Here is a 21,447-nt window from a genome sequence, read left to right on the forward strand (position 1 = left end):
GAAGTTTCAAATAGTCAACTGCTTCTAGAGGGCGTATGTCCCGCCCGACTCCGTCGACCAGTCTCGGAGTTCGACTCGTCGTCGCACTCTACGTCGCCCTGGTGCTCGTCGTCGTCACGGCCTCGCTTGGGTGGACGGTCACGTTCGCGCCGCCCTTGCGCGTCCCGGCGTTCGGGAGCATCGCCGAGGTGTCGATCCCGCCCTCGGGGCTGGTGCAGGTCCCCGTCGCGGTCTACGTCTACAGCCTCCTCGGTGCGCTCGCGTACGCCTTCACGTTCCTCATCCGCAAGTTCGACTGCGAGACGCGCGCGCTCGTCTCGAACGCGCTCCGGATTCCGGCCGCCCCCCCCTCGCGGCGGGCGTCTACCTCTTTCTGGAGTTTTTCGTCGGCACGGAGCCGGCGGGGTCGAATCTCGGACCGACTATCGCCGCCACGTCGTTTCTCACCGGACTCTACGTCAGTCTGATACTCCACGGGTTCCGGACCCTCGGCGACCGGTTCTACGGCACCTCGACGTCGATTTCGCTGCCGGGCGGTCGGTCACGGGAGTCGGTGACGATCGGTCGCGACGCGGTAGACGACGCCGAATCGCCGTCAGGAACGACCTCCGATACGACGGCTACCGGGGCCCTGACGGGGACGCGCCACGTCCGCGAGGCGCTGTCGGCGCGCGTCCCCCGGTCGCTGCGCGAGGGGTACGCGAACGCCGATCTCGGGCGCACGGGGTTGCTGTTCTCGTATCTCCTCGCGCTCGCCGTCGCGGTCGCGCTCTCCGCTGGCTGGCCCGCGTCGGGACGGTTCGCCGTCTCGCCGCTCGGAGCGGGGCCCGTCGTTCGCGTGGTGCGGGCGGTGCCCGACAGCGCCGCGTTCACGCCGGTCCACGTTCCGGAGTACGTCTACCTGTTCAGCCTGCTGGGTGGCCTCGCCTACGTCTTCACGTTCCTCTTTCGCATGTGGCGCGACGAGGAGGCGCTCGCTCGGCTCACGTCCCGTCGACTGCTCGCGCTCGGCGTCCGGCTCCCGGCGGCGGTGACGCTCGGAGCGGGGATGTATCTCGTCCTCGATTCGGGGCTGCTCGTCCTCATGGAGGATTCGACGCTGGTCCGGGAGACGATGGCCGGCGCCGCGTTCCTGACCGGGCTGTACGTCCAGCTCGCGCTGAAGCGACTCGAGCGGATCGGCTACCGACTCGCCCGCCTCGGCAACCTCGAGTTCGTCGACGTCCGACCCCGACCGGAGTCGGCCGAGGGCGAGGAGCGACTCGTCTTCCGGAACACCGGCGGCGGCGCGGTCGACCTCGACGGCTGGGAGGTGCGCGTCTACCACGGCGACGACGAGACGCCGGTCGGCGGATACGCGTTCGATCCGGCGGCGCTCGACCCCGGCGACTCGCTGGTGGTGTTCACGACGCCCGCCGACGCCGCCGACCGGGGTACCGCGGCCGAGACGGCGTTCGTCCAGCACTGGCCCCGGGAGTCGTCGTGGGGGCCTACGGCACCGACGTCCGGCTCGAACTCGTGGACTCGGCCGGCCGCGCCGTCGCCTCGAAGGCGTTCACGATGCCCGGCCGTCCGGCCGCGGCGACGGCGTGACGGACGCCCGTGGCGAGGAGAATCAGGCCGCCGACTCGAAGGCGGTGCGGAAGTCGTCGGTCAGTTCGCGCACCCGTCCGGCGGCGTCACCGACGGCGTCGAGCGGGTCGACGTCGCCTTCGGTCTTCACCGAGAGGATGGGTTCGGTCTGTCCCCGGACTGTTCGGGGTTCATGTCGTACGTGGCGGCGGCGACGCCCGCCGTCTCCAGGAGCGCGCCCTTGAGGACGTTCATGAACGTGTGGTCCTCGCCGGCGATCTCCATGCGAAGTTCGTCGTCGGTTTTCTCGATGACCCGCAGTTCCATACCCCATCCTACCCCCGTGACGAGTTTCAAGGTTTCGTATACTCCCGGACACGTAGCGACCCTCGAAAACGGGCCCACACAGCGGCGGACCCGTGAGAATCGGGACCGAGCCGACAGTCCCGGACTGACCAAGCCGTGCTGCGAGGAGCACCTTCTCGCAGACGCGGTGACGCGCCCGGCGTCTCCGACCACGCGCGTCGATTCTGTAATCTGCATATGTCACAAAAAGATTGCTGATTGGATCAATATCAGCCACTACCCAGAGAATACTTCCTCATATACCACACATATCCTCATATTACGAAACGTTCGGTCGGTTCAGAAGCCGCCTCGGGCGTCGTTTTCGACGTCCGGTCGATCGCGGAGCGCCGACGAGGGTTCGCTACCGGGGGCGTCAACGGACGAGGTAGGGTTCGCTACCGGGGAGCGTCAACGGACGAGGTAGGGTTCGCTACCGGGGAGGAAGCGGCCCAGGTCGCTCTCCCGCCGGTAGTCGGTCGACTGGAGTTCGGTGAGGCCCTCGACGAGACGGCTGTGATCGCCCGATTCCCACTCGTTCGGGTCGCGCACGGGCACCACCAGCCAACCGCTACCCAGTAGCTCCTGACCGTGGAGGCTCACCATGTCGACGGTGACCTTCCGGGCCTGTGCGGTGTACTGTTCGAGGACGTGCCGCGTCGCGCGCTCGCCGACCGGCAGGAGGACGTGGGCGGCGATGGCGCGGAGTTCGGCGTCGAAAAACCGCTCAAGGTTGGCGTAGGCGTCGTCCGTGGGCGTCCCGTCGGCGACGCACATGTGTAGATACGAGAGGAACGTCGCGTTCACGTCGGGGGCGTCGCCGACGGAGTCGAGGAGGTCCACCTCGGCGAGCGCCCGCTGGAGGCGGTAGCCCGCCTCGCTCCCGGTGAACGGGACGCCCGTCTCGGCCCCGCCGTGGACGCCGGGGTGGTCGCCGACCACGTGGAAATCGGCGTTGGCGTCGCCGTATCCGGGGACGTACCGCTCACAGGGGGTCGCATGCCGAAGGGGTTGCTGATGCGGTCGGTGACGTTCTCCACGCGTTCGGTCACGTCGTCCGGATACGTAAATGACGCACGTCGACGCAGACGTTGCCGCTGAGTTCGACGCCCGAGGGGATGAGACTCTCCCGCCGCAGGAGACTCCCGTCGGCGTCGTAGACGAGCAACGTACTTTTCTCGTACGTGACGACGTTCTCGCCGTCGATGCTGATCTCGACGCGATAGCGCCCGTCCTCGTCGGCGGACTTGCCGTACTCGCGGGCGGCCTGGACGAACCGCAGTACGTCCGCCGCCGTCTCGTTCAGTTCCAGGAGGAAATCGCCGGTCAGGCGATTCGTCACGGCGACCACGCCCGTCGCGTCCGGATCGTCGAGTGATTCCTGTAGGCGGAAGGCGACGTCGGTTTCCGACGCCGAGAGAAGCTTTCCGTCCGCGCTCATGAGGCGTTCGTAAAGCATCTCCTCTGGCCCGTAGAAATCGATCTCTACCGTCGGCTTGCGGGGCGGGTCGTTGGTTTCGACCCAATCGACGTTGTACACGTCCAACTCGAAGTAATCACGCCTCATTCCGTACTTGCGTCTTGGGGTTCACGCGGTAAGTACGTAACGCCCGTGACAACTGCTACCGATTCACAATGACCCGACGGGTCGGTGGATTTTATTCGCTGGCGCGCGCGACAGAGACTATGGTGTGGGTCCGTTCGGAGTACGCCGGCGAACTCGCGGTGTTAGTGACCTGGCTGGCCGTCTTGGTGCCGTGGAACGCGACCTACTCCCCAGACGTTGTCGGCGGCGTCCTCTCGGTCTGGTTCCCGTTTTTCGAGGTGCGCTACGTCGTCGGCCTCTCGCCCGTCGGCGGCCTCACGATTCACGATTTGTTCTCGGCGCGGGCGCTCCAGTCGGGCACCTCCGCGTACGTCGGCTACTCCGTCTGGGTCGTCGGCGCGATGCTCCTCGCCGTCGCCGTCGCCATCTCGCTGCTCTACTACGTCGACGAAGCGCGCGTGGAAGCTTCCCCGGTCGATCCGGTGCGAGCACTCGGTGCCTGCCATCTCCTCGCGGGCGTCGCCTTCGGCGCGGCGACGTATCTCGTCACCACTCGCGGCCTCCCCGGCTACCCCCTCCCGATCGGCGTCCTCCTGTTTCTCGGCTTCGGCGTCCTCCTGTTGACCGTCGAGCGGACGTGATCGCGGGCGATCCGCGTCGGTCGAGCGCTCACCGGCCGCCATACCCGGATTTAAGTCCGCCCGAATCGTACCTCGCGTCGAACGGGGATCATGTCCGGGCACCGAGTCGGGCTGGACGTCGACAGCGTCAGGCGACAGCTCGTCCGCACGTACGAGACGCTTCGCGGATCGGCCATCGACGTCCGGCCGTTTCGACCGGCGGATGACGGGACGCTCGCGACGTTTTCGGTGCCGTCGGACGAGGAGATCGTGGAACGGTACTGGGTGAACGCGCCCTTCGCGTACGTCGTCCTGACGTACGACGACGAGGAGAGCAAGCACCGCTACTACGCCGTCGAACCCGACGTCGAGGGGTTCGAGGCGACGCTCCTGGACCGGGTTCGCAACGACATCCGCGATCCGCTCCTCTACCGAGACGACCAGGGTGACTCCGAGGAGGCAATCGTCACCGAGGAGCTGAAAGCCCTCCTCGAACAGTACGGCGTCGAGGTGGACATGAACACCTTCTACACGCTTCGCTACTACCTCCTGCGAGATTTCCGCGGGTACGACCGCATCGACCCGCTGATGCACGACCCACACATCGAGGACATCTCCTGTGACGGCTACGACCTGCCCATCTTCGTCTATCACGACCGGTATACCGACGTCGAGACGAACGTGACCTACGAGCAGCCGGAACTCGACGACTACGTCATCCGACTCGCACAGCGTTCGGGACGCCACATCAGCGTCGGCGAACCCGTCCTCGGGACGACCCTGCCCGACGGGTCGCGGGTCGAACTCGCCCTCGGCGAGGAGGTGACCCCGCGCGGGTCGGCGTTCACCATCCGGAAGTACGCCGAGGAACCGTACACGCCCATCGACCTCATCGAGTTCGGGACGTTCAGCGTCGAACAGATGGCCTACCTGTGGCTCTGCATCGAGAACAACAAGAGCCTCATCTTCGCCGGCGGGACGGCGTCCGGAAAGACCACCTCGATGAACGCCGTCTCGATGTTCATCCCGCCGCGGGCGAAGGTGCTCTCCATCGAGGACACCCGCGAACTCGCCCTCTACCACGACAACTGGCTGTCGAGCGTCACGCGGGAACGGCTCCACGAGGGGGCCGACATCGACATGTACGACCTCCTCCGGTCGGCGCTCCGCCACCGCCCCGAGTTCATCATCGTCGGCGAGGTGCGCGGGGAGGAGGCGATGACCCTCTTTCAGGCGATGAACACCGGCCACACCACCTTCTCGACGATGCACGCCGACAGCATCGAGACGGTCATCAATCGCCTGGAGAACGAACCCATCAACGTCCCCCGGGCGATGGTCCAGTCGCTCGATTTGCTCTGCGTGCAGGCGCTGATCCGCATCGAGGGCCAGCGCGTCCGTCGGTCCCGCGCCATCGGCGAGATCGGCGGGATCGACCAGCGAACCGGCGAACTCGACTACTCGAACGCCTTCACGTGGCAGGCCGAACAGGACGCCTTCCAGCGACACGACAGCAATCTCCTCGACGAGATCCAGGACGAACGCGGCTGGACGCGGACCCAACTGCTCGAAGAACTCCGGGATCGGCGGCGGTTTCTCCGGTTTCTCCTCGACCGAAGCGTCACCGACTACCGGCAGTTCACCGCCCTGGTCAACGAGTACTACTCCCACCCCGACCGCGTGATGGACCGCGTCGAAGCCGAGCTCGACGGGGACTGAGATGCTCTATCTCCTCCCGCTCGCGGCGGCCTTGCTGCTCGTCGTGCTCGTCGCGTCAGTGCCAGTCAGTCGCCGGGTCGATCTGTTGCTCTCATGGGTCGCACTCCCCTCTTCGGCGACTACGTCTCCTCGGAGAGCCCCCGGAAGTCGCGGCAGGTGTCCCGCCTCCGGGCGGCACACGTCGGGGAGACCCACCGGATCTACGCCTCGCGGACGCTGTTGCTGAGCGGGCTCGCCGGCGTCGTCGGGAGCGTCGTCGGCGTCTACGCCGCCGCGTGGCTCCTCGAACTCTTCGCCGTCAGCGAACCCGCTCTCCGCGCGACGCTCCCGCCGGCGCTCCGGTTTCTCTCCCCCTCGCGAACCTCTCTCGGGTGACTCCCGTCGGCCTGTTCGTCATCCTGCTGTTCGCCAGCGCGACCATCGGGAGCCTCCTCGCGTTCGGGACGTACTGGGGCCGGTGGACCTACCTCAATCAGCTGGCGTCGGCGCGCGCGAGCAAGATCGAGGCGTCGCTCCCCCGGACGATCGCGTTCACGTACGCGCTCTCGCGGAGCGGCATGCCGTTCCCGAAGGTGCTGGAGGCGCTCGCACGCAACGAAGACATCTACGGCGAGGCCGCGCGGGAAGTCGGCGTCACCGTCCGGGACATGGACACCTTCTCGACGGACGTCCTGACCGCGCTCAGGCGGATGGCCCGGCGGACGCCGAGCGACGGCCTCGAGGAGTTCTCGGAGAACCTCGCGAGCGTCCTCGGCAGCGGGCGTAACCTCTCGTCGTTTCTGAACGCGCAGTACGAGCGCTACCGCGAGGAGGCGGAGGCCCAGCAACAGCAGTATCTGGAGCTCGTCTCGACGTTCGCCGAAATTTACGTCACGGCGCTGGTGGCCGGCCCGCTGTTTCTGATCACGGTGCTCGTCGTCATCGGCCTCGTCATCGAGAACACGCTGACGCTCACCCGCGTCGTGGGGTATCTCGGCATCCCGCTCGGGAGCCTCGCGTTCGGCGTCTACGTCGACAGCCTGACACAGAAAGAGCAGGCGGTCGGTACCCTCGAACGGGAGGAACTCGAAGCCAGCGCCGCCGCGCAGACCGAGACCGCGGCTACCGACCGGACGGCGGCGACGGCCGACGGCGGCGTTACCGAGCACGCCGGAAACCGCGACCGACTGGCGGCGTACGACCGCGTGCAGTGGCTTCGGCGGTGGCTCGACGAACCCCTGGAGTCGGTCCTGCACCGGCCGGAAGTAAGCTTGCTCCTGACGCTGCCGCTCGGACTCGGCTGGATTCTCGCCCGCTCGATCCCGATCCCGCTCGGACCGTCCGCGCTGCAGACGCTCGACCACCCGTTCCTCGAGGCGGCAATCGTCGTCTTCGCCGTCTACGCGCTCTTATACGAGACGCACAAATACCGACGGCGACGCATCGAAGAGGCGACGCCCGACTTCCTCGACCGGATGGCCAGCGTCAACGAGGCCGGCCTCACCGTCGTCGAGAGCCTCGAACGCGTCTCCCGGAGCGAACTCGGGGCGATCGAAGAGAACGTCAAGCGGACCTGGCGCGACGTCCGGTGGGGCGGCGACACGCAGACGGCGTTCCGTCGCCTCGCGATCCGCGCCCGAGCCCGGATGGTGTCCCAGGCAGTCGTCCTCATCACGAACGCCATGCGCGCGAGCGGTAACATCGCGCCCGTCCTGCGCATCGCGGCCGACGAGGCACAGGACACTCGCAGACTCAGACGGGCGCGCAGACAGGAGATGCTCACCTATCTGCTGGTCATCTACATCTCCGTGTTCGTCTTTCTCGGCATCATCGCCGCGCTGACGGTGGCGTTCATCCCCGCGGTGGCCACAGCCGGTCAGGCGACGAGCCCGACGACCGGCACCGTCAGCGGGATCCCCGGTCTCTCGCTCGGCGGCGCGGACGTCCCCACCGAGGCCTACCAGCTCCTGTTTTTCCACGTCTCCGCGATTCAGGCGGCGTGTTCGGGGCTCATCGCCGGGAAGCTCGCCGAGGGCGGCATCGAGGACGGCCTCAAACACGCCACGGTCCTGCTCACCATCACCTACGTGGCGTTCGCGATGCTCGTTTAGGTCGACCGCTCACTGACCCGATCACCACGTCCGCCAGTCCGTCGACGCCGACGGCGGCCTCCGTCCCCCACCGCCTTTACTCGCGGCGCTCCTGTGCCGCGTATGGACCACGATTCGGACCCACGGACCGACTCGGCGACAGAGGCCGATTCGGACCCACGGACCGACTCGACGACAGAGGCCGATTCGGATCCACGGACCACCTACGACCGCATCGCGTCGCATTTCTCCAAGACGCGGGAGTATCCGTGGCCCGAGATAGAGACGTTTCTCGACGGCGCCTCGGCGGACGACGCTCTCGACGTCGGCTGTGGTAACGGGCGTCACACGGAGTTGCTCGCCGATCGGGCCACGCGCGCGGTCGGCGTCGACGTGAGTCGGGGACTCCTCGACGAGGCGCGCGCCCGAGCGTCGGCCCGGGGTTCGACGCGGCGTTCGTGCAGGGCGACGCGTCGGCGCTCCCCGTTCGCGGGGGGCGATTCGATCTGGCGCTCTACGTGGCGACGCTCCACCACCTCCGGCCGCGCGAGCGGCGCGTCCGGAGCCTGGACGAACTCGCGCGCGCCCTCGGACCGGCGGGCCGTGCGCTCGTGAGCGTGTGGAGCGTCGACCACGAGCGATTCGACGCGACGGAGGGGTTCGACACCACCGTCGACTGGACGCTCCCGAGCGGCGAGACGGTCCCCCGATACTACCACATTTACGACGCCGCGGAGTTCGCGGCGGACCTCGAATCGAGCGCCCTCGACGTCCGCGAGTCGTTCGTCTCCAGCGGCAACTGTTTCGCCGTCGTCCGGCCGGATTGACGCCGCGGACGCATCGTGGCTATGCGTTTAAACCCCCGGCAGTACAAGTGAGCGTCGATGACCGAGACAGACCGCGAAGACGCGACGCGATTCGAGGTAGCAGTCGTCGGCGGCGGACCGGCGGGCCTCACTGCCGCGCTCTACACGACGCGACTCGGGCACGACACGGTCGTTCTCGACCGCGGCGGCGGGCGGGCCGCGATGATGCTCGAGACGCACAACGTCATCGGCGTCACCGAGGACGTCTCGGGCAACGAGTATCTCCAGACCGCCCGCGAGCAGATCCAGGAGTACGGCGCGACCTACCGCCGCGATTTCGTCACGGGCGTCGAACGCGACGGAGACGGCCGCTTCCGCGTCGAAACGAACGAGGACGGTTACACCGCCGATCAGGTAGTCCTCGCCACCGGCTTCAGCGACGCACGCCCCGACCCGCCGCTCCCGCGGACGGGGCGTGGCCTCCACTACTGTCTCCACTGCGACGCCTACATGTTCGTCGACGAACCGGTCTACGTGATGGGCCACGGCGAGAGCGCCGCACACGTCGCCATGATCATGCTCAACTTCACTGACGACGTGGACCTGCTCCTCCGGGGCGACGAGCCGACGTGGAGCGACGACACCGACCGCCAGCTCCGGGCCCATCCCGTCGACGTCGTCGACGACGAGCTTACGGGCATGAACAAGCGCGAGGACGGGTGGCTGGAGAGCTTCGAATTCGAGGACGGAAGCGTCCGCGAGTACACCGGCGGCTTCGCGATGTACGGCGCGGACTACAACACCGACCTCGCGCAGGGCCTCGGCTGTGACCTGACCGACAGCGGCACCATCGACGTCGACGACCACGGCCGAACGAACGTCGACGGCGTCTACGCCGTCGGCGACGTGACGCCCGGCCACAACCAGATTCCCGTCGCGATCGGCGAGGGCGCTAAAGCCGGCCTCGCCGCGCACATGGAACTCCGGGAGTTCCCCGGAGCCTCGACGAGATCGACGCCGACGGGCCCGTCACCGAAGGAGACGTCCCCGGCATCTCGCCCGCCGTCCGCGAGGCTGCGCGGGCGTTCGGTACCGGCGACGACTGAGCGGCCACCCTACGTACGTAGGCCCCACTCGTATCGGGCGGGCTCACGAACCTCCGAGCGTCCGCCGACCGACTCGCAGGGAGGCACCCCACCCCTCACGGCCATTGACATGGACGGTCGGCGGGCGGACCCACGAGGCCCCCTTCCCAACCCCTCTTTCGTTTCGGTAGGACGAAAGCGCAAAGCGCACTGCTCGAGCGACTCGCGCGTCGTCAGGTCCACTCCGGGAGCGATATCGGGTCCCGACTCGACAGCCACGACTGGTTCGTCTCGTCGGTCGGGTCGTACAGAACGAGTCCGACGTCGTTCAGCGGGAGGGCTCTACAGCGGCTATCGTCGGTCCGGGTCGGTCCGGACGGGGCGACTGGCTGATGCATTGGCTCGAACGTCGTCACCGTCCAGTTCGTGTCCGACGGTGATAAGGCAGTCGCCTATCTCGGTCGGTCGTCTGTCTTCCGGGTAGAGGCCCTCTATCGGGCGATTCCCGGTCGGACTCGGCCGTGTACGCGGCGACGACGTCGCGCCCAGTAACGTAACCGTCTTATTGCGGGCTTTTGAATGTTCGAGTGCGAACCGGTGCCCTGCGGATGGCGGAGCCCGGACGCGAACGACGTGAGCGCCGGTGGTCTAGTGGTAGGACCTGAGCCTTCCAAGCTCATGGCCCGGGTTCAAATCCCGGCCGGCGCATTTTCCGAACGGAGTGAGGAAAATCGCCGAGAGGGTTTTGAACCCTGCAAGTCGCAGCCCGGAACGGCGCGAAGCGCCGCACGCCCGGACCGTCTTGCTTTGGTTCAAATCCCGGCCGGCGCACTCCCTGCGGTCGTGCGCCGCCCGACGTTCACCTCGCTTCGCTCGGTGAACTCCCGGCCGGCGCACTTTCTGTCGAACGGAGCGAGATCTGACGACAGGGTCACGATCGTCAGCCGACGTCGTCCGGAGGGACGGCACACCAGAGACGGGACAGTGAGCGTGGTCACAGGCTTCCTTCAAGTCGGTTGGGGTGTGATCTATATCGGTCGGATTTGTGGGTGGCGTATGCTCAGCATGACGTCCGCGGAGATCGGAGGGTTTCTCGAACGACAGGAGACGGGCGTCCTCGCGAGCTGTTCCGACGGCGACGCCTACGGGACGCCGGAGTCGTTCGGCTACCGAAACGGCAGAATCTACTTCCTGTTGGACATGCCCTCGAACAGCCAAAAGCGGGCGTTCGTCGACGATACGGACACCGTCTGTTTTACCGTCTACGAGGCGAACACGCGGCGGGAGTTCGCGAGCGTGCTGGTTCGCGGCACGCTGAATCGACTCCCGGAGGACGGTGCCGAAGCCGAGATCGCTGTCGGGCAAAACGAGCAGTTCCCTTCCGAACACGTCTTTCCGGAACGCGGGGGCGACACGCTCCGGGAGTACGAACTGGTCGTCGAGGAGATCTCCGGCAGAAAAGGCCCCGATTTCGAGGTCGAGACGGCGCTCGCGCCCGTCGTCGCTGATGCCAACTGAAGCCGGCTTCACGGACCGTTCGGGGGACACGCAGATACCCCTACGGGAACGCACGAGGCGTTGTACGGCGATTCACGTAGGTTGCAGCCCGTAGAGGATGAATCAACTGCTCGGCAAGTGCCAAATATAGCAGTAGCACTCGGAGCCCTCGCCATCATAAACTATATGCGCGGGAGAACTCAGTGGTTGATTCGTGTCGACTGAATCCGGTCCCACTTCGGTACATCTCCGAGAGATGCTCAGAGAAGGCGGGATAATCGCGGCTATCGTTCTTTTCTGGGGCGCACTTGCTCTCGTCGGCTTCGCTGGAGTTCCGAATATCGGATACTACAGACCCAGGAGTTTCTTCTGGTGGATTGGGAACATGCTCGGGTGGGCGTTCGTGGTTACTGGGGTCGCTGCGTCCTGATCTACACGATCGCTCGCGGTATCCAACTTTCCCGCCGATAGCCGATTTACGCCCCGTGCCCGGCGATCCGTCGGTCGTCAGCGACGACCGATCTTCGTCGTCCCCCTCGTCAGGCGGTCGTCGCTGAACGCGCGCTGTGTATCTACGCTCACCTCCGGAGAGCGTGGGAACTGGTCGCCTCGGAACGCACGCAAGTTCCGCCCACGACGGGCGGACGCGATCGAATCACCGCCGCGGTCCTCGGAGGGGAAACTGAATTGTACCTCACCGGTGATGTAGCAGACGAGATCTCGTGACCGCTGCGACAGGGACCATCGTTTTGGTCGTGACCATCATGGGGCTGGGCGTCGTCGCACAGGTCCTCGCGGACAAGTTGTCCGTTCCGAGCGTCCTGTTTCTCGTTCTCGCGGGCGTCGCGGTCGGCCCCGAGGGACTCGGGATCATAGACCCGGCAGCGTTCGGGGACTCCTCCCGGCCATCGTCGGGCTCAGCGTGGCCATCATCGTCTTCGAGGGCGCGTTCCACCTCCACGTCGACCGCCTTCGCGAAGCGCCGTCGGGAACGATCAGACTCGTCACCTTGGGCGCGGCGATGTCGCTGATCGGGACGGCGCTCGCCGTCCGATATGCGCTCGAGACGACGTGGGGGCTCGCGTTTCTCGTCGGCGCGCTACTGGTCGCGACGGGGCCGACGGTTATCACACCGGTCATGAACGTCGTCGCCGTCCGCGAACGGGTCGCGACGACGCTCGAGACGGAGGGCGTAGTGAACGACGTCACGGCAGCGATTCTCGCGATCGTCACGTTCGAATACGTGGTGCTGGAGGACCACAGTTTCGCCACGCTCGTCTCCGAGTTCGCCCTGCGATTCGGCATCGGCCTCGGTGTGGGGGTGACCGTCGCCGGCGTCGTCTGGTACGTGTTGCGACACGTCGACCTGTCGGCGGAGAGCGCTCCCCAGAACGCGCGTCTCGTCGTGCTCATCGCGGCGTTAGTCTCGTACGCGCTGGCCGAACTGATCGCGGTCCAGTTCGGCGCGTCCGAGGCGGGCATCGCCGCGGTCGCGACCGCGGGGTTCGTCCTCGGGAACGCGGAGATTCCCTACCGGGAAGAGATCGAGCGATTCAAAGGCGACGTGACGCTGTTGGTGCTGGCGTTCGTCTTCATCACGCTGGCGGCGCTGCTGTCGGTCCGCGACCTGCTCGCGCTCGGAGTGGGTGGGTTGGTCGTGGTCGTCGTGGTCGCCGGCGTCGTCCGCCCCGTCCTCGTGTTGCTGTGTACCGTCGGTGAACGGTTCACCTTCAGAGAGCGATTGTTCATCGGAGCCATCGGCCCCCGGGGGATCATCCCCGCGAGCGTGGCGACGCTGTTCGCGCTCGATCTCCGGGCTACGAATCCGGAGGCGGCGTCCACGCTGGTCGGAACGGTGTTTCTCGTCATCCTCGCGACCGTCGTCTTTCAGGGCGGATTCGCACGACATATAGCACAGGCCTTGAATGTGATTCCCATGCGAATCCTCGTGATCGGCGGTGGACGGGTCGGGCGCGCGCTCGCCGAACGCCTCGAAGACCGAGGTGAGGAAGTCGTCGTCGTCGACAACAACAGCCAGGCGGTCCAGGAGGCCCGCGAAGCCGGCTTCACGGTCAAGCACGGCGACGGCACGGACGTCGACGTGCTCGAAGCCGCCGGCGCGGGGAACGCGAAAGTCATCGCTCCCGCGACCGGCGACGACGACGTGAATCTCTTTATCGCCCAGCTCGCCAAGAGCCAGTTCGACGTCGAGACCGTCATCGCCCGCGTGAATCAGCCCGACAACGTCGACGCGTTCGAAGACCTCGACATCGAGGCGGTCCCGACCGGCATGTCCGTCGCGTGGTCGATGGACAACTTCATCGAACGGCCCGGGATCGCCCACTGGATGACGGAGATGGACCGGATCGGCGACGTACAGGAGATCGAGTTGACCGCGGGCGAGGCCGTCGGCAAGACTGTCGCCGAACTTGGCGACGAGCTGTCCGACGAGTGCTACGTCGCGCTCATCAGCCGAGGCGGCGAAAGCCGGATCCCACACGCCGACGACGTGCTGGAGGCGGGCGATCACGTCACCTTGATCGGCCGGAAGGAGGCCGTCCGAGACGCGATTTCCTACTGCCAGTCGAGGTAGCTCGATCCCCGAGGCCCGTCTGCCGGAGCGTCCCGGATCGAGATCAGGTCATCGACTCGTTGAACCGGCGGATCCCGTCGTCGGTCCCCGCGATGACGAGTTCGTCGCCCGCTTCGACGCGAACGTCCGGGCCGACTTCCGTGAGCACGTCTCCGTTCCGTTCGATGGCGACGACGGTACAGCCGGTCTTCGATCTGACGAGGGCGTCTCCGATCGTTCGGCCGACCAGCGCCGGCGCACGCGTACGAACCACCTCGATCTGCTGGTCCAACGAGAGCACGTCCTCGTCTTCGAGTATCTTCGAGGCGATCATCCGGCCGCTCACCGTGGCCAGCGACAGGACGTAGTCGGCACCGGCACGGTACATCTTCTGGATACTCCGGGGCTCTTCGACGCGGGCGATGACCTCCGTCTGTGGGCTCGCGTCCCGTATCACCAGAGTCGCGAACTCGGTCGTCGTGTCGTCGGGGAGCGCGAGAATGACCGACCGGGCGTCGGTGATGCCCGCCTCTCGCAGCGTCTCCGGGTCGGTCGCGTCGCCGACCACGTCGACGCCGTCCATCTCCGTGTGATCGACTACCGTCCGGGGAGACCGGCGTCGTCCAACGCGTCGGCGATCGTCCGGCCGACCTGTCCGTATCCGATGACGATCGTCTCGCCGCGGTCGAACCGCCGGACTCCCGAGCGCGTGAGTTCCTTCAGCTGTTCGAGTTGGTCCTCGCGACCGGTGACGAGCAACACCGTCCCGTTCGTGAGCGTCGCCTCGGGACTGGGCGGCGTTTCGAATTCGCCGCGGAACCACGCACCGACGACGTTGACGCCGGCCCGTTCCCGAATCTCGCTCTCGGCCAGCGTCGTGCCGACGAGCCGACTCCCCGGTGGATCGGAAGCTCCGCGATTTCGAAGTCGGCCCCGATTTCGATCGCTTCGCCCAGCTCCGTCGTGACAGACGCCGTCACTTTCGTCGCGAGGCTCTCACCGAGGAGCGACCGCGGGGAGAGCACTTCGTCGGCGCCTGCGAGCCGGTGATAGGCCGTTCGATCGGGCTCCTCGACGACGCTGATTATCGGCACGTCTTCGGCGACCTCCTGGGCTGTCAGAACGATGCTCGCGTCTACCTGGTCGGAGACGTCGGCGACGAGCGCCCGAGCAGCGGCCAGTTGCGCCTGTTCGAGTCCGTCCACTGATTCGGGGTCCGCGTGGATGACCGTGTACTCGTCCTCGTAGAGGTCGGTGGCCCGCTCGCGGTCGGGTTCGACGACGACGTAGTCGACGTCCCAGGACTCGAGTTCGCCGATGAGCGCCTCGGCACGCGACGTGTACGTGCAGATGACCACGTGATCCTCGACGCCGTTCTCGACGGCTTCCGGGACGGTCGTCGAGAGGATGTCCTCGAGCAGGGGGAACGCGAGGACGGGGAGCGCCATGAAGATGAGAACCACCCCGGTGAGGTCCATGAGGATGACCAACGCGTTCATCTCGGGGCTGGTCCACGGCGCGTCCGAGCCGAACCCGGTCGTCGTGAACGTCTCGACGACGACCTGGAGGGAGTGGAGAAACGAGAGGGACTCCCCTCGAAGATCCGCATGCCGTTGTGATAGAGAACGGCGTAGACGAGCATCACGCCGGTCAACGCGAGCGAGTAAATGATGGTCCGTCGCTGCCACTTGTCCATGGCGAACGTCACTCGGTCGGCCCCATTAAACCATCATGGGAGCGCCGTGGTGACGCCCGAGCCGCTCCCGCAGGGCCGTTCGAGATCGCCGACGTCGCCGGAGCGGCCTCGGCGCGGGACCGTCCGCTCAATCCTCGGTGAACTGGGACACGGCGTCGTCCATTCCTCGGCGGTCGAGCGCGGCTCGGACGAGAAGCTGTCCCGCGATGCTCTGCGGGCTGATGACCGTGTCGGCACCGGCCCGTTCGAGCTTGCCGATGTTTTCCCGGTTCGTCGCGGCGGCGACGACGTAGACGTCGGCGTTCAGATGGCGGGCCGTCAGGACCGACAGCGCGTCCTCGGCGTCGTTGTTCGTCGCGACGAGAATCGCCCGCGCGTCCCCGATGTGAGCGCGAGACAGGGTCTCCTCGTCGCTCGGATCACCGATCAGCACGTCGAAATCGCGGTCAGAGAGGCGTTGGGCCTGTTTGCTGTCCGGTGTAATGAGCAACACCTCGGTCTCGCCGTCGACGTCGCGCGTGAACTCCTCGAGAATCGCCTCCGTGAGGTCACCGTAGCCCAGAATCAGGACGTGGTTGTCGAGTAATTCGAGCTGTGAGTCGGTCATTCGTCCGAGTGCACGCGATAGACGGGCTTCAATTGCCGGGCCGAGTAACGTCCCGAGCGCGAGCGCGAAGCTCGCGGTGCCGAGGACGACGACCGACATGCCGAAGAGACGAGCCCCCTGCGAGGTCGGCGCGGCGTCCCCGTAGCCGACGGTGCTCGCCGTGACCAGCGTGTAGTAGAACGCGTCGACGGGCGTACTGACAGTCGTGAAGTCGTCGCGGAGCGCGTACGTACCGACCGTTCCGTAGATTTGGGCACCGACGATCGCGGCCAGCGCGGTCAACTGGGATATCGAAAGATCGAGTCCGCGGTCGAACCGTCGGCGATTCGCCACGGCGTTCGGGAGGGCGATGAGCGAGAGGCCGATGAGCGGAACCGACAACGGGCTGGACTGCATCAGCCCCTGGAGCGCCGTAACCGGGAGCAAAACGACGGTCGAATACCACGCGAGGCGGAGGCCCCGTCGGAGGCCGATCGCACTCGTGAGCATCAGAAAGCCGGTGAGCGCGCCAGTGAACCCGGCGACCCGTTGAACGGACGGGGGAACGAACGCGGCGAGCGGCCCGACGACGCTCTGTGCGCCGATATTCGCGATACCAGTCAGCACCGACAGGAGTGCGACGGCCAGCGTGAGCGCGACAGTGAGCCGAGCACCGTACTGGTTCCACCGGGCGTACAGGGACATGTGACGTACTGAACGATAGGCCGAGGCACTGTTTAAAGGCACAGTCCATCGAGTCGTTCGCCACGGCGCGAAATCCCCTCCGGGCGATCCGGTCGCGGTCCCGTCGTCGCAGTTCGTCGCCGTCCGCGGTGAGCGCCGTCGGGAAAGGTTTATACCGTCCCTCGGGTAGTTTTAGTTGCACGATTCCAACCGTTCGGACGTCGGCGGGGCGTCCCGTCCGTCTCGCGCTCGGGGAGACACACTCCATGACGAGGAGACCGACCCCGACGCGCCGTCCGAACCGACGACCACGAAATCGCCAGCGGATTCCGGCCGGAAGATGCGGCTGCCACTCCCCGATTAATCCGTCGTCCTCAGCCGTCGAACGCACATCTGTATGAGTACTAACGAAAACCCGATCGAAGCGGTTCGAACGAAACTAGAAGCGGAGTTACCAGCCGACCTCACCATTTCGCGGGTCACGTACGAAGGCCCCGAACTCGTCGTCTACACGGAGACGCCCGGGAAATTCGCCGAGCGAGACGGCCTGGTTCGAGAGTTGGCCAGCACCGTCCGCAAGCGAATTACCATCCGACCGGCGGCGGGAACGCAGTCGCCCCCGTCCGAAGCGAAACCGAAGATCCTCGACCTGATTCCGGACGAGGCGGGCATCACGAACCTCCAGTTCTACCCGGAGACCGGCGAGGTGCTGATCGAAGCCGAAAAACCCGGCCTCGTCATCGGTCGCCGGGCGAGCACGCTGCGAGAGATTTCGCAGGAAGTCGGGTGGTCGACGGAGGTACTACGGACGCCGCCGATGGAATCCTCGACGGTCGACAACGTGCGGAACTTCCTGATGCAGGAACGCGACGAGCGACGGGAGTTCCTCGAACGCGTCGGCGAACAGATCCACCGCGAACCGATGCACGAGACCGAGTGGGTCCGCGTGACGACGCTCGGTTGCTGCCGGGAGGTCGGGCGAGCGAGTTTCATCCTCAGTACGCCCGAAACGCGCGTCCTCGTCGACTGTGGCGACAAACCCGGCGCGGAGGGCGAAGTCCCCTACCTCCAGGCCCCCGAGGCGAACCCCATCGCGAACCTCGACGCCGTCGTCCTGACACACGCCCACCTCGACCACAGCGCGCTCCTCCCCTCCTGTTCAAATACGGCTACGACGGCCCCGTCTACACGACGCAGGCGACCCGCGACCTGATGGGCCTCCTCCAGCTGGACTACCTCGACGTCGCCGCCAAGGAAGGACGGACGCCGCCGTACGGGAGCGAGATGGTCCGCGAGGAACTCAAACACACCATCACGCTCGACTACGGCGACGTCACCGACATCGCCCCGGACATCAAGCTCACGTTCCACAACGCGGGCCACATCCTCGGGAGCGCCGTCTCCCATTTCCACGTCGGCGACGGCTTCCACAACGTCGTCTTCTCCGGCGACGTTCACTACGCCGATACGCGCCTGTTCAACGGCGCAGTCAACGACTTCCCGCGCGCCGAGACGCTCGTCATGGAGTCGACGTACGGCCGTCGCGACGACTACCAGACGGATCAGGAAGACAGCGAGCGAAAGCTCGTCGATCTGATCGGTGACACGTACGACGACGGCGGGAAAGTCGTCATTCCCGCGTTCGCCGTCGGTCGGTCACAGGAACTCATGCTCGTCCTCGAAGAGGCGATGCGGGAGGACAGACTGCCGACGATGCCCGTCTACCTCGACGGGATGATCCGCGAGGCGACGGCGATTCACACGGCCTACCCCGAGTTCCTCCGCGACGGCCTCCGCCAGCGGATCCTCCACGAGGACGAGAACCCCTTCCTCGCCGAGCAGTTCCAACAGGTCGACGGCGGACAGGAGATGCGCGAGGAGATCGCCAGCGGCGAACCCTGTATCATCCTCTCGACGTCGGGGATGGTGACCGGTGGGCCGATCATGTCGTGGCTGGAACTGCTCGGAAGCGACCCGGAGAACACGCTCGTCTTCGTGGGCTATCAGGCACAGGGGACGCTCGGGCGGCGGATTCAGAGCGGCCGCCGGGAGATTCCCTTCAGTGACCGTGGCGGCCGGAGCGAGCAGTTGACGCTCCGGTTCGACGTCGAATCCGTGAGCGGGTTCTCGGGCCACGCCGACCGACAGGGTCTCGAGAACTTCGTCGGGACGATGACGCCCCGTCCCGAAGAGGTCCTCTGTGTCCACGGCGACGAGGCGTCGACGGACCAGCTCTCCTCGGGGCTCTACCAGGAGTTCGACGTCCGAACGTACGCCCCGAAAAATCTGGAAACGTTCAGATTCGACTGAGGAGGCCGCCCCCGACGACCGGATGACCGCCCCGCCGTGGGCGGCATCGAACGGAACGAAATCGATTTATCACGGACGGGCGAACGGGTTGCCCGTATTACGGGCTCCGCCCCGTCCTTTCCTCGTTAGCCCATCGGTTCGCCGCCGCGTCGGAGGCGTCCTTCGATGGCACTGCTCTGAGATGCGCCGTGCCGGATGCCGTCCCCACTGGTGGTCCCTGGGTTTCCTCGACGGGGCTTGGGCACGTACCCCAGACCATGCACGAAAGAGACCTCCCCTGTTCGGACTGTGGCACGGACCTCGTCGAGCGCACGGCGCATGCCCGAGAACTACCGATTTCGGCCCGCTGGAAGGGGTACGTCGACGTTGCCGAGCGTCGCTCGTGTGGTGCTCGCTACTCCCCGAAACAGGCGGTATCGAAACAGCCTGGAACGTCGAACGACCCGCGTCGCCGAGGAGACGGCTGAACCGTGACGGGCGGCAACTCCGGCGGCGCTGATAGAGCGCCGTTGCAGGTCGATAGCTTCCCCACGGACGTCGACGCTGGGTCGACCGTCCTCGTCGCGAGTGCGGGCGACCCAACGCGGTACGCCGTGGGTCTCCGCCTCCTCTGTGAGTACGGGACGGGCGACGATGCGGCGCTCGTCGTCACGACCACCGAGGGCGTCGGCGAGACCCTCGACGCCTACGACGCGCTCTGCTCGGAGTCGAATCGGCCCACGCTCAGAGTGGTCGATACGGCGTCGGAACAGCAGTCGGTGTCGGCGCTCCACGGCGAGACGCCGGTCGTCTTCACGCCGTCTCCGGACGACCTCGAACGGCTGGTGTTGGCACTCTCGGACGTGGCCGAAAACGCCCTCGTTGCGGGCGGGGATCGGCATCTCGTCGTCCGATCGCTCACGCCGGCTCTGAACGCAGCGTCGCTCGCGCACGTCCGTACGGTCCTCGAACGGATCACCGAATTTCGGTCGGGGGCGGGGCTCTGCCTCCTTTGGGTGGATTATACGGCACACGACGAGGGGGCGATGGAGGCCGTCGCTGAACTCGTGGACGGCGTCCTCTGGGTTACACGATCAGGGAGTCGGATCGAATTCGACTACCGTTCGACGAGGGGGCGCTACGACCCCTTATCCGACGGTGGTGACGACTGACGGCCGCGCTACGGTACGTAATCAGGACGACCGCACGCCGTCGGCGAGTCTCTGTGCGGTGCGACGTTCGGCGTCCGAATACGCGATCACCCGAACGTCGTCCAGCGTCGCGGGTTCGTACTCGTGGACCGCCTCGCAGACGATTTCCGCTCCGCGCTCGAAGTCGAAACCCGCCGCTCCCCGTCCCGAGAATCGGGACGACGAGCGACTCACAGCCCAGTTCGTCGGCCTTCGCGAGCGCGTTCCGCGTCGCGTCGCGGATGCTTTCGGCGGTGGCCCGTCCATCGCCGCAGTGGGGCATCGCTGCGGCGTGGATGACGTAGTCGGCGTCGAGGTCGTATGCGTCGGTGACGGCGACCGCTCCGAGGTCGATCGGCCCGTTCGAAACCGCCGCTTCGCCGATCGGTCCGTTCGCTCCGCGTCGGAGTGCGCCGGCGACGCCGCTCCCCATCCGGAGACTCGTCCCCGCGGCGTTCACGAGCGCGTCGGCGCGCTGGGCGGCGATGTCGCCCTGGACGACTGTGAACTCCATCGGCGGCGTGTACGTCGTCCAGACAGTAATAGCCTCGCCGAGCGCGGCCGTACACGACGCTCGGCGGTCACGCTCTCGCCCGAATCGCGTATCGGACGTTTTTAATCGGTGACGGCCTTTCTCCACGTATGGGTTTTGGGAGCTACGACGAATCCGAGCAGCAGAATCAGGAAGTCAACGCTGACGACAGCGAGGGCGTGAGCGTTCACGAAAACGACCACGACGGAGAGGTCACGTTCGAATCGGACGCGTCGACCGACGACCTGGTCGACAGACTCGCCGACATCAAAGACGACGACGAGTAGCCGACGGCGGCCCCGTAGTGCGCGTCGGTCGGCGCTCGCTACAGGTCGAGTCCGGTCGCGTCGTCGACGTCGAATCGGACGACTTCGGGCTCGCCGGCGAGGAGGTCGGGGAGGCGCTCCTCGAACTTCCGGAAGTGGGCTGTCTGCGTGTGGGCCTCGAAGGCCGCTGCGTCTTCGTACTGTTCGAAGAATCTGATGACGTTCGGTTCCTGAACGTCCGTCGTCGCCCGGTATTCGATCATGCCGTCCTCCGCCTGCGATTTGTCGACGAGTTCGTCGACGAGATCGAGGGCTTCGTCACGGCGCTCCGGATCGATCGGGAAACTCGCGTGGAGTACGATCATCGACAGTC

Annotated in this window: 13 protein-coding genes, 1 tRNA gene and 8 pseudogenes; 13 read left to right on the forward strand and 9 right to left on the reverse strand. The window is 66.3% G+C overall.

Translation table 11 applies throughout. The annotated features are described in order from the left end of the window. Positions 1-35 precede the first annotated feature (35 nt). Positions 36-467 carry a hypothetical protein gene (locus ACFQJD_RS06070; RefSeq protein WP_379796859.1) on the forward strand — a complete coding sequence of 144 codons (432 nt, stop codon included), beginning with the start codon at positions 36-38 and terminating at the stop codon, positions 465-467. A gap of 128 nt (positions 468-595) precedes the next feature. Here ACFQJD_RS06070 and ACFQJD_RS06075 read toward each other — a convergent pair whose 3' ends face one another. From ACFQJD_RS06075 to ACFQJD_RS06090, 4 genes and pseudogenes are all read right to left on the reverse strand, one after another. Continuing rightward, positions 596-1,465: a hypothetical protein gene (locus ACFQJD_RS06075; RefSeq protein WP_379796861.1), complete on the reverse strand. Its 870-nt coding sequence runs from the start codon at positions 1,463-1,465 to the stop codon at positions 596-598. A 150-nt stretch (positions 1,466-1,615) separates the two neighbouring features. Continuing rightward, a pseudogene (locus ACFQJD_RS06080) lies at positions 1,616-1,899 on the reverse strand (DNA-directed RNA polymerase subunit L). A gap of 429 nt (positions 1,900-2,328) precedes the next feature. Continuing rightward, positions 2,329-2,859: a uracil-DNA glycosylase family protein gene (locus ACFQJD_RS06085; protein WP_379796863.1), complete on the reverse strand. Its 531-nt coding sequence runs from the start codon at positions 2,857-2,859 to the stop codon at positions 2,329-2,331. A 106-nt stretch (positions 2,860-2,965) separates the two neighbouring features. Next, entirely contained in the window at positions 2,966-3,484 is a 519-nt protein-coding gene (locus ACFQJD_RS06090; protein WP_379796865.1) for a DUF5793 family protein, read from the reverse strand. 119 nt (positions 3,485-3,603) lie between these two features. Here ACFQJD_RS06090 and ACFQJD_RS06095 point away from each other — a divergent pair, with 119 nt between their 5' ends. From ACFQJD_RS06095 to ACFQJD_RS06115, 5 genes and pseudogenes are all read left to right on the forward strand, one after another. After that, positions 3,604-4,104, forward strand: coding sequence for a DUF7549 family protein (locus ACFQJD_RS06095; protein ID WP_379796866.1), 501 nt, complete (start codon positions 3,604-3,606; stop codon positions 4,102-4,104). 90 nt (positions 4,105-4,194) lie between these two features. After that, entirely contained in the window at positions 4,195-5,802 is a 1,608-nt protein-coding gene (locus ACFQJD_RS06100) for a type II/IV secretion system ATPase subunit (protein WP_379796868.1), read from the forward strand. 1 nt (position 5,803) lies between these two features. Beyond that, positions 5,804-7,892 (forward strand): annotated as a pseudogene (locus tag ACFQJD_RS06105) (type II secretion system F family protein). 102 nt (positions 7,893-7,994) lie between these two features. Beyond that, positions 7,995-8,698: pseudogene (locus ACFQJD_RS06110) on the forward strand (class I SAM-dependent methyltransferase). Between the two features lie 57 nt (positions 8,699-8,755). Next, positions 8,756-9,783 (forward strand): annotated as a pseudogene (locus tag ACFQJD_RS06115) (NAD(P)/FAD-dependent oxidoreductase). A 212-nt stretch (positions 9,784-9,995) separates the two neighbouring features. On the opposite strand, the gene ACFQJD_RS06120 reads toward ACFQJD_RS06115, so the two are convergent. Beyond that, positions 9,996-10,160, reverse strand: a complete 165-nt coding sequence (locus tag ACFQJD_RS06120) for a hypothetical protein (RefSeq protein ID WP_379796870.1) — start codon at positions 10,158-10,160, stop codon at positions 9,996-9,998. A gap of 239 nt (positions 10,161-10,399) precedes the next feature. Between ACFQJD_RS06120 and ACFQJD_RS06125 the strand changes: the two genes are divergently transcribed. The 4 genes and pseudogenes from ACFQJD_RS06125 to ACFQJD_RS06140 all read left to right on the forward strand — a co-directional run bounded on the left by ACFQJD_RS06125 (position 10,400) and on the right by ACFQJD_RS06140 (position 13,852). Then, positions 10,400-10,470 (forward strand) — tRNA-Gly (locus ACFQJD_RS06125). 348 nt (positions 10,471-10,818) lie between these two features. Beyond that, the gene (locus ACFQJD_RS06130) at positions 10,819-11,280 is read left to right on the forward strand and encodes a pyridoxamine 5'-phosphate oxidase family protein (RefSeq protein WP_379796872.1); all 462 of its coding nucleotides are present in this window, start codon (positions 10,819-10,821) and stop codon (positions 11,278-11,280) included. 193 nt (positions 11,281-11,473) lie between these two features. Further along, on the forward strand, positions 11,474-11,689 hold the full coding sequence (locus tag ACFQJD_RS06135; RefSeq protein WP_379796874.1) for a hypothetical protein: 216 nt from the start codon (positions 11,474-11,476) through the stop codon (positions 11,687-11,689). A 334-nt stretch (positions 11,690-12,023) separates the two neighbouring features. After that, positions 12,024-13,852 (forward strand): annotated as a pseudogene (locus ACFQJD_RS06140) (cation:proton antiporter). Between the two features lie 43 nt (positions 13,853-13,895). Here the strand turns inward: ACFQJD_RS06140 and ACFQJD_RS06145 are convergent. Both ACFQJD_RS06145 and ACFQJD_RS06150 read right to left on the reverse strand, forming a co-directional pair. Continuing rightward, a pseudogene (locus ACFQJD_RS06145) lies at positions 13,896-15,527 on the reverse strand (potassium channel family protein). A 127-nt stretch (positions 15,528-15,654) separates the two neighbouring features. Beyond that, the gene (locus ACFQJD_RS06150; RefSeq protein ID WP_379796876.1) at positions 15,655-16,818 is read right to left on the reverse strand and encodes an NAD-binding protein; all 1,164 of its coding nucleotides are present in this window, start codon (positions 16,816-16,818) and stop codon (positions 15,655-15,657) included. A gap of 376 nt (positions 16,819-17,194) precedes the next feature. On the opposite strand from ACFQJD_RS06150, the pseudogene ACFQJD_RS06155 reads away from it, so the two are divergent. Together ACFQJD_RS06155 and ACFQJD_RS06160 are read left to right on the forward strand one after the other, a co-directional pair. Continuing rightward, a pseudogene (locus ACFQJD_RS06155) lies at positions 17,195-19,107 on the forward strand (beta-CASP ribonuclease aCPSF1). A 470-nt stretch (positions 19,108-19,577) separates the two neighbouring features. Beyond that, positions 19,578-20,258 (forward strand): DUF7504 family protein, encoded by a 681-nt coding sequence (locus tag ACFQJD_RS06160; protein ID WP_379796878.1) that lies wholly within the window; start codon positions 19,578-19,580, stop codon positions 20,256-20,258. 21 nt (positions 20,259-20,279) lie between these two features. Here ACFQJD_RS06160 and ACFQJD_RS06165 read toward each other — a convergent pair. Beyond that, positions 20,280-20,790, reverse strand: a pseudogene (locus ACFQJD_RS06165) (macro domain-containing protein). Positions 20,791-20,918: 128 nt separating this feature from the next. On the opposite strand from ACFQJD_RS06165, the gene ACFQJD_RS06170 reads away from it, so the two are divergent. Continuing rightward, on the forward strand, positions 20,919-21,095 hold the full coding sequence (locus ACFQJD_RS06170; protein WP_379796881.1) for a DUF5786 family protein: 177 nt from the start codon (positions 20,919-20,921) through the stop codon (positions 21,093-21,095). Between the two features lie 38 nt (positions 21,096-21,133). Here ACFQJD_RS06170 and ACFQJD_RS06175 read toward each other — a convergent pair whose 3' ends face one another. Further along, entirely contained in the window at positions 21,134-21,439 is a 306-nt protein-coding gene (locus ACFQJD_RS06175) for a putative quinol monooxygenase (RefSeq protein ID WP_379796883.1), read from the reverse strand. Positions 21,440-21,447 lie beyond the last annotated feature (8 nt).

The organism is Haloplanus sp. GCM10025708, assembly GCF_042663985.1.
In the GTDB taxonomy this organism is placed as follows: Archaea; Halobacteriota; Halobacteria; order Halobacteriales; family Haloferacaceae; genus Salinirarus; species Salinirarus marinus.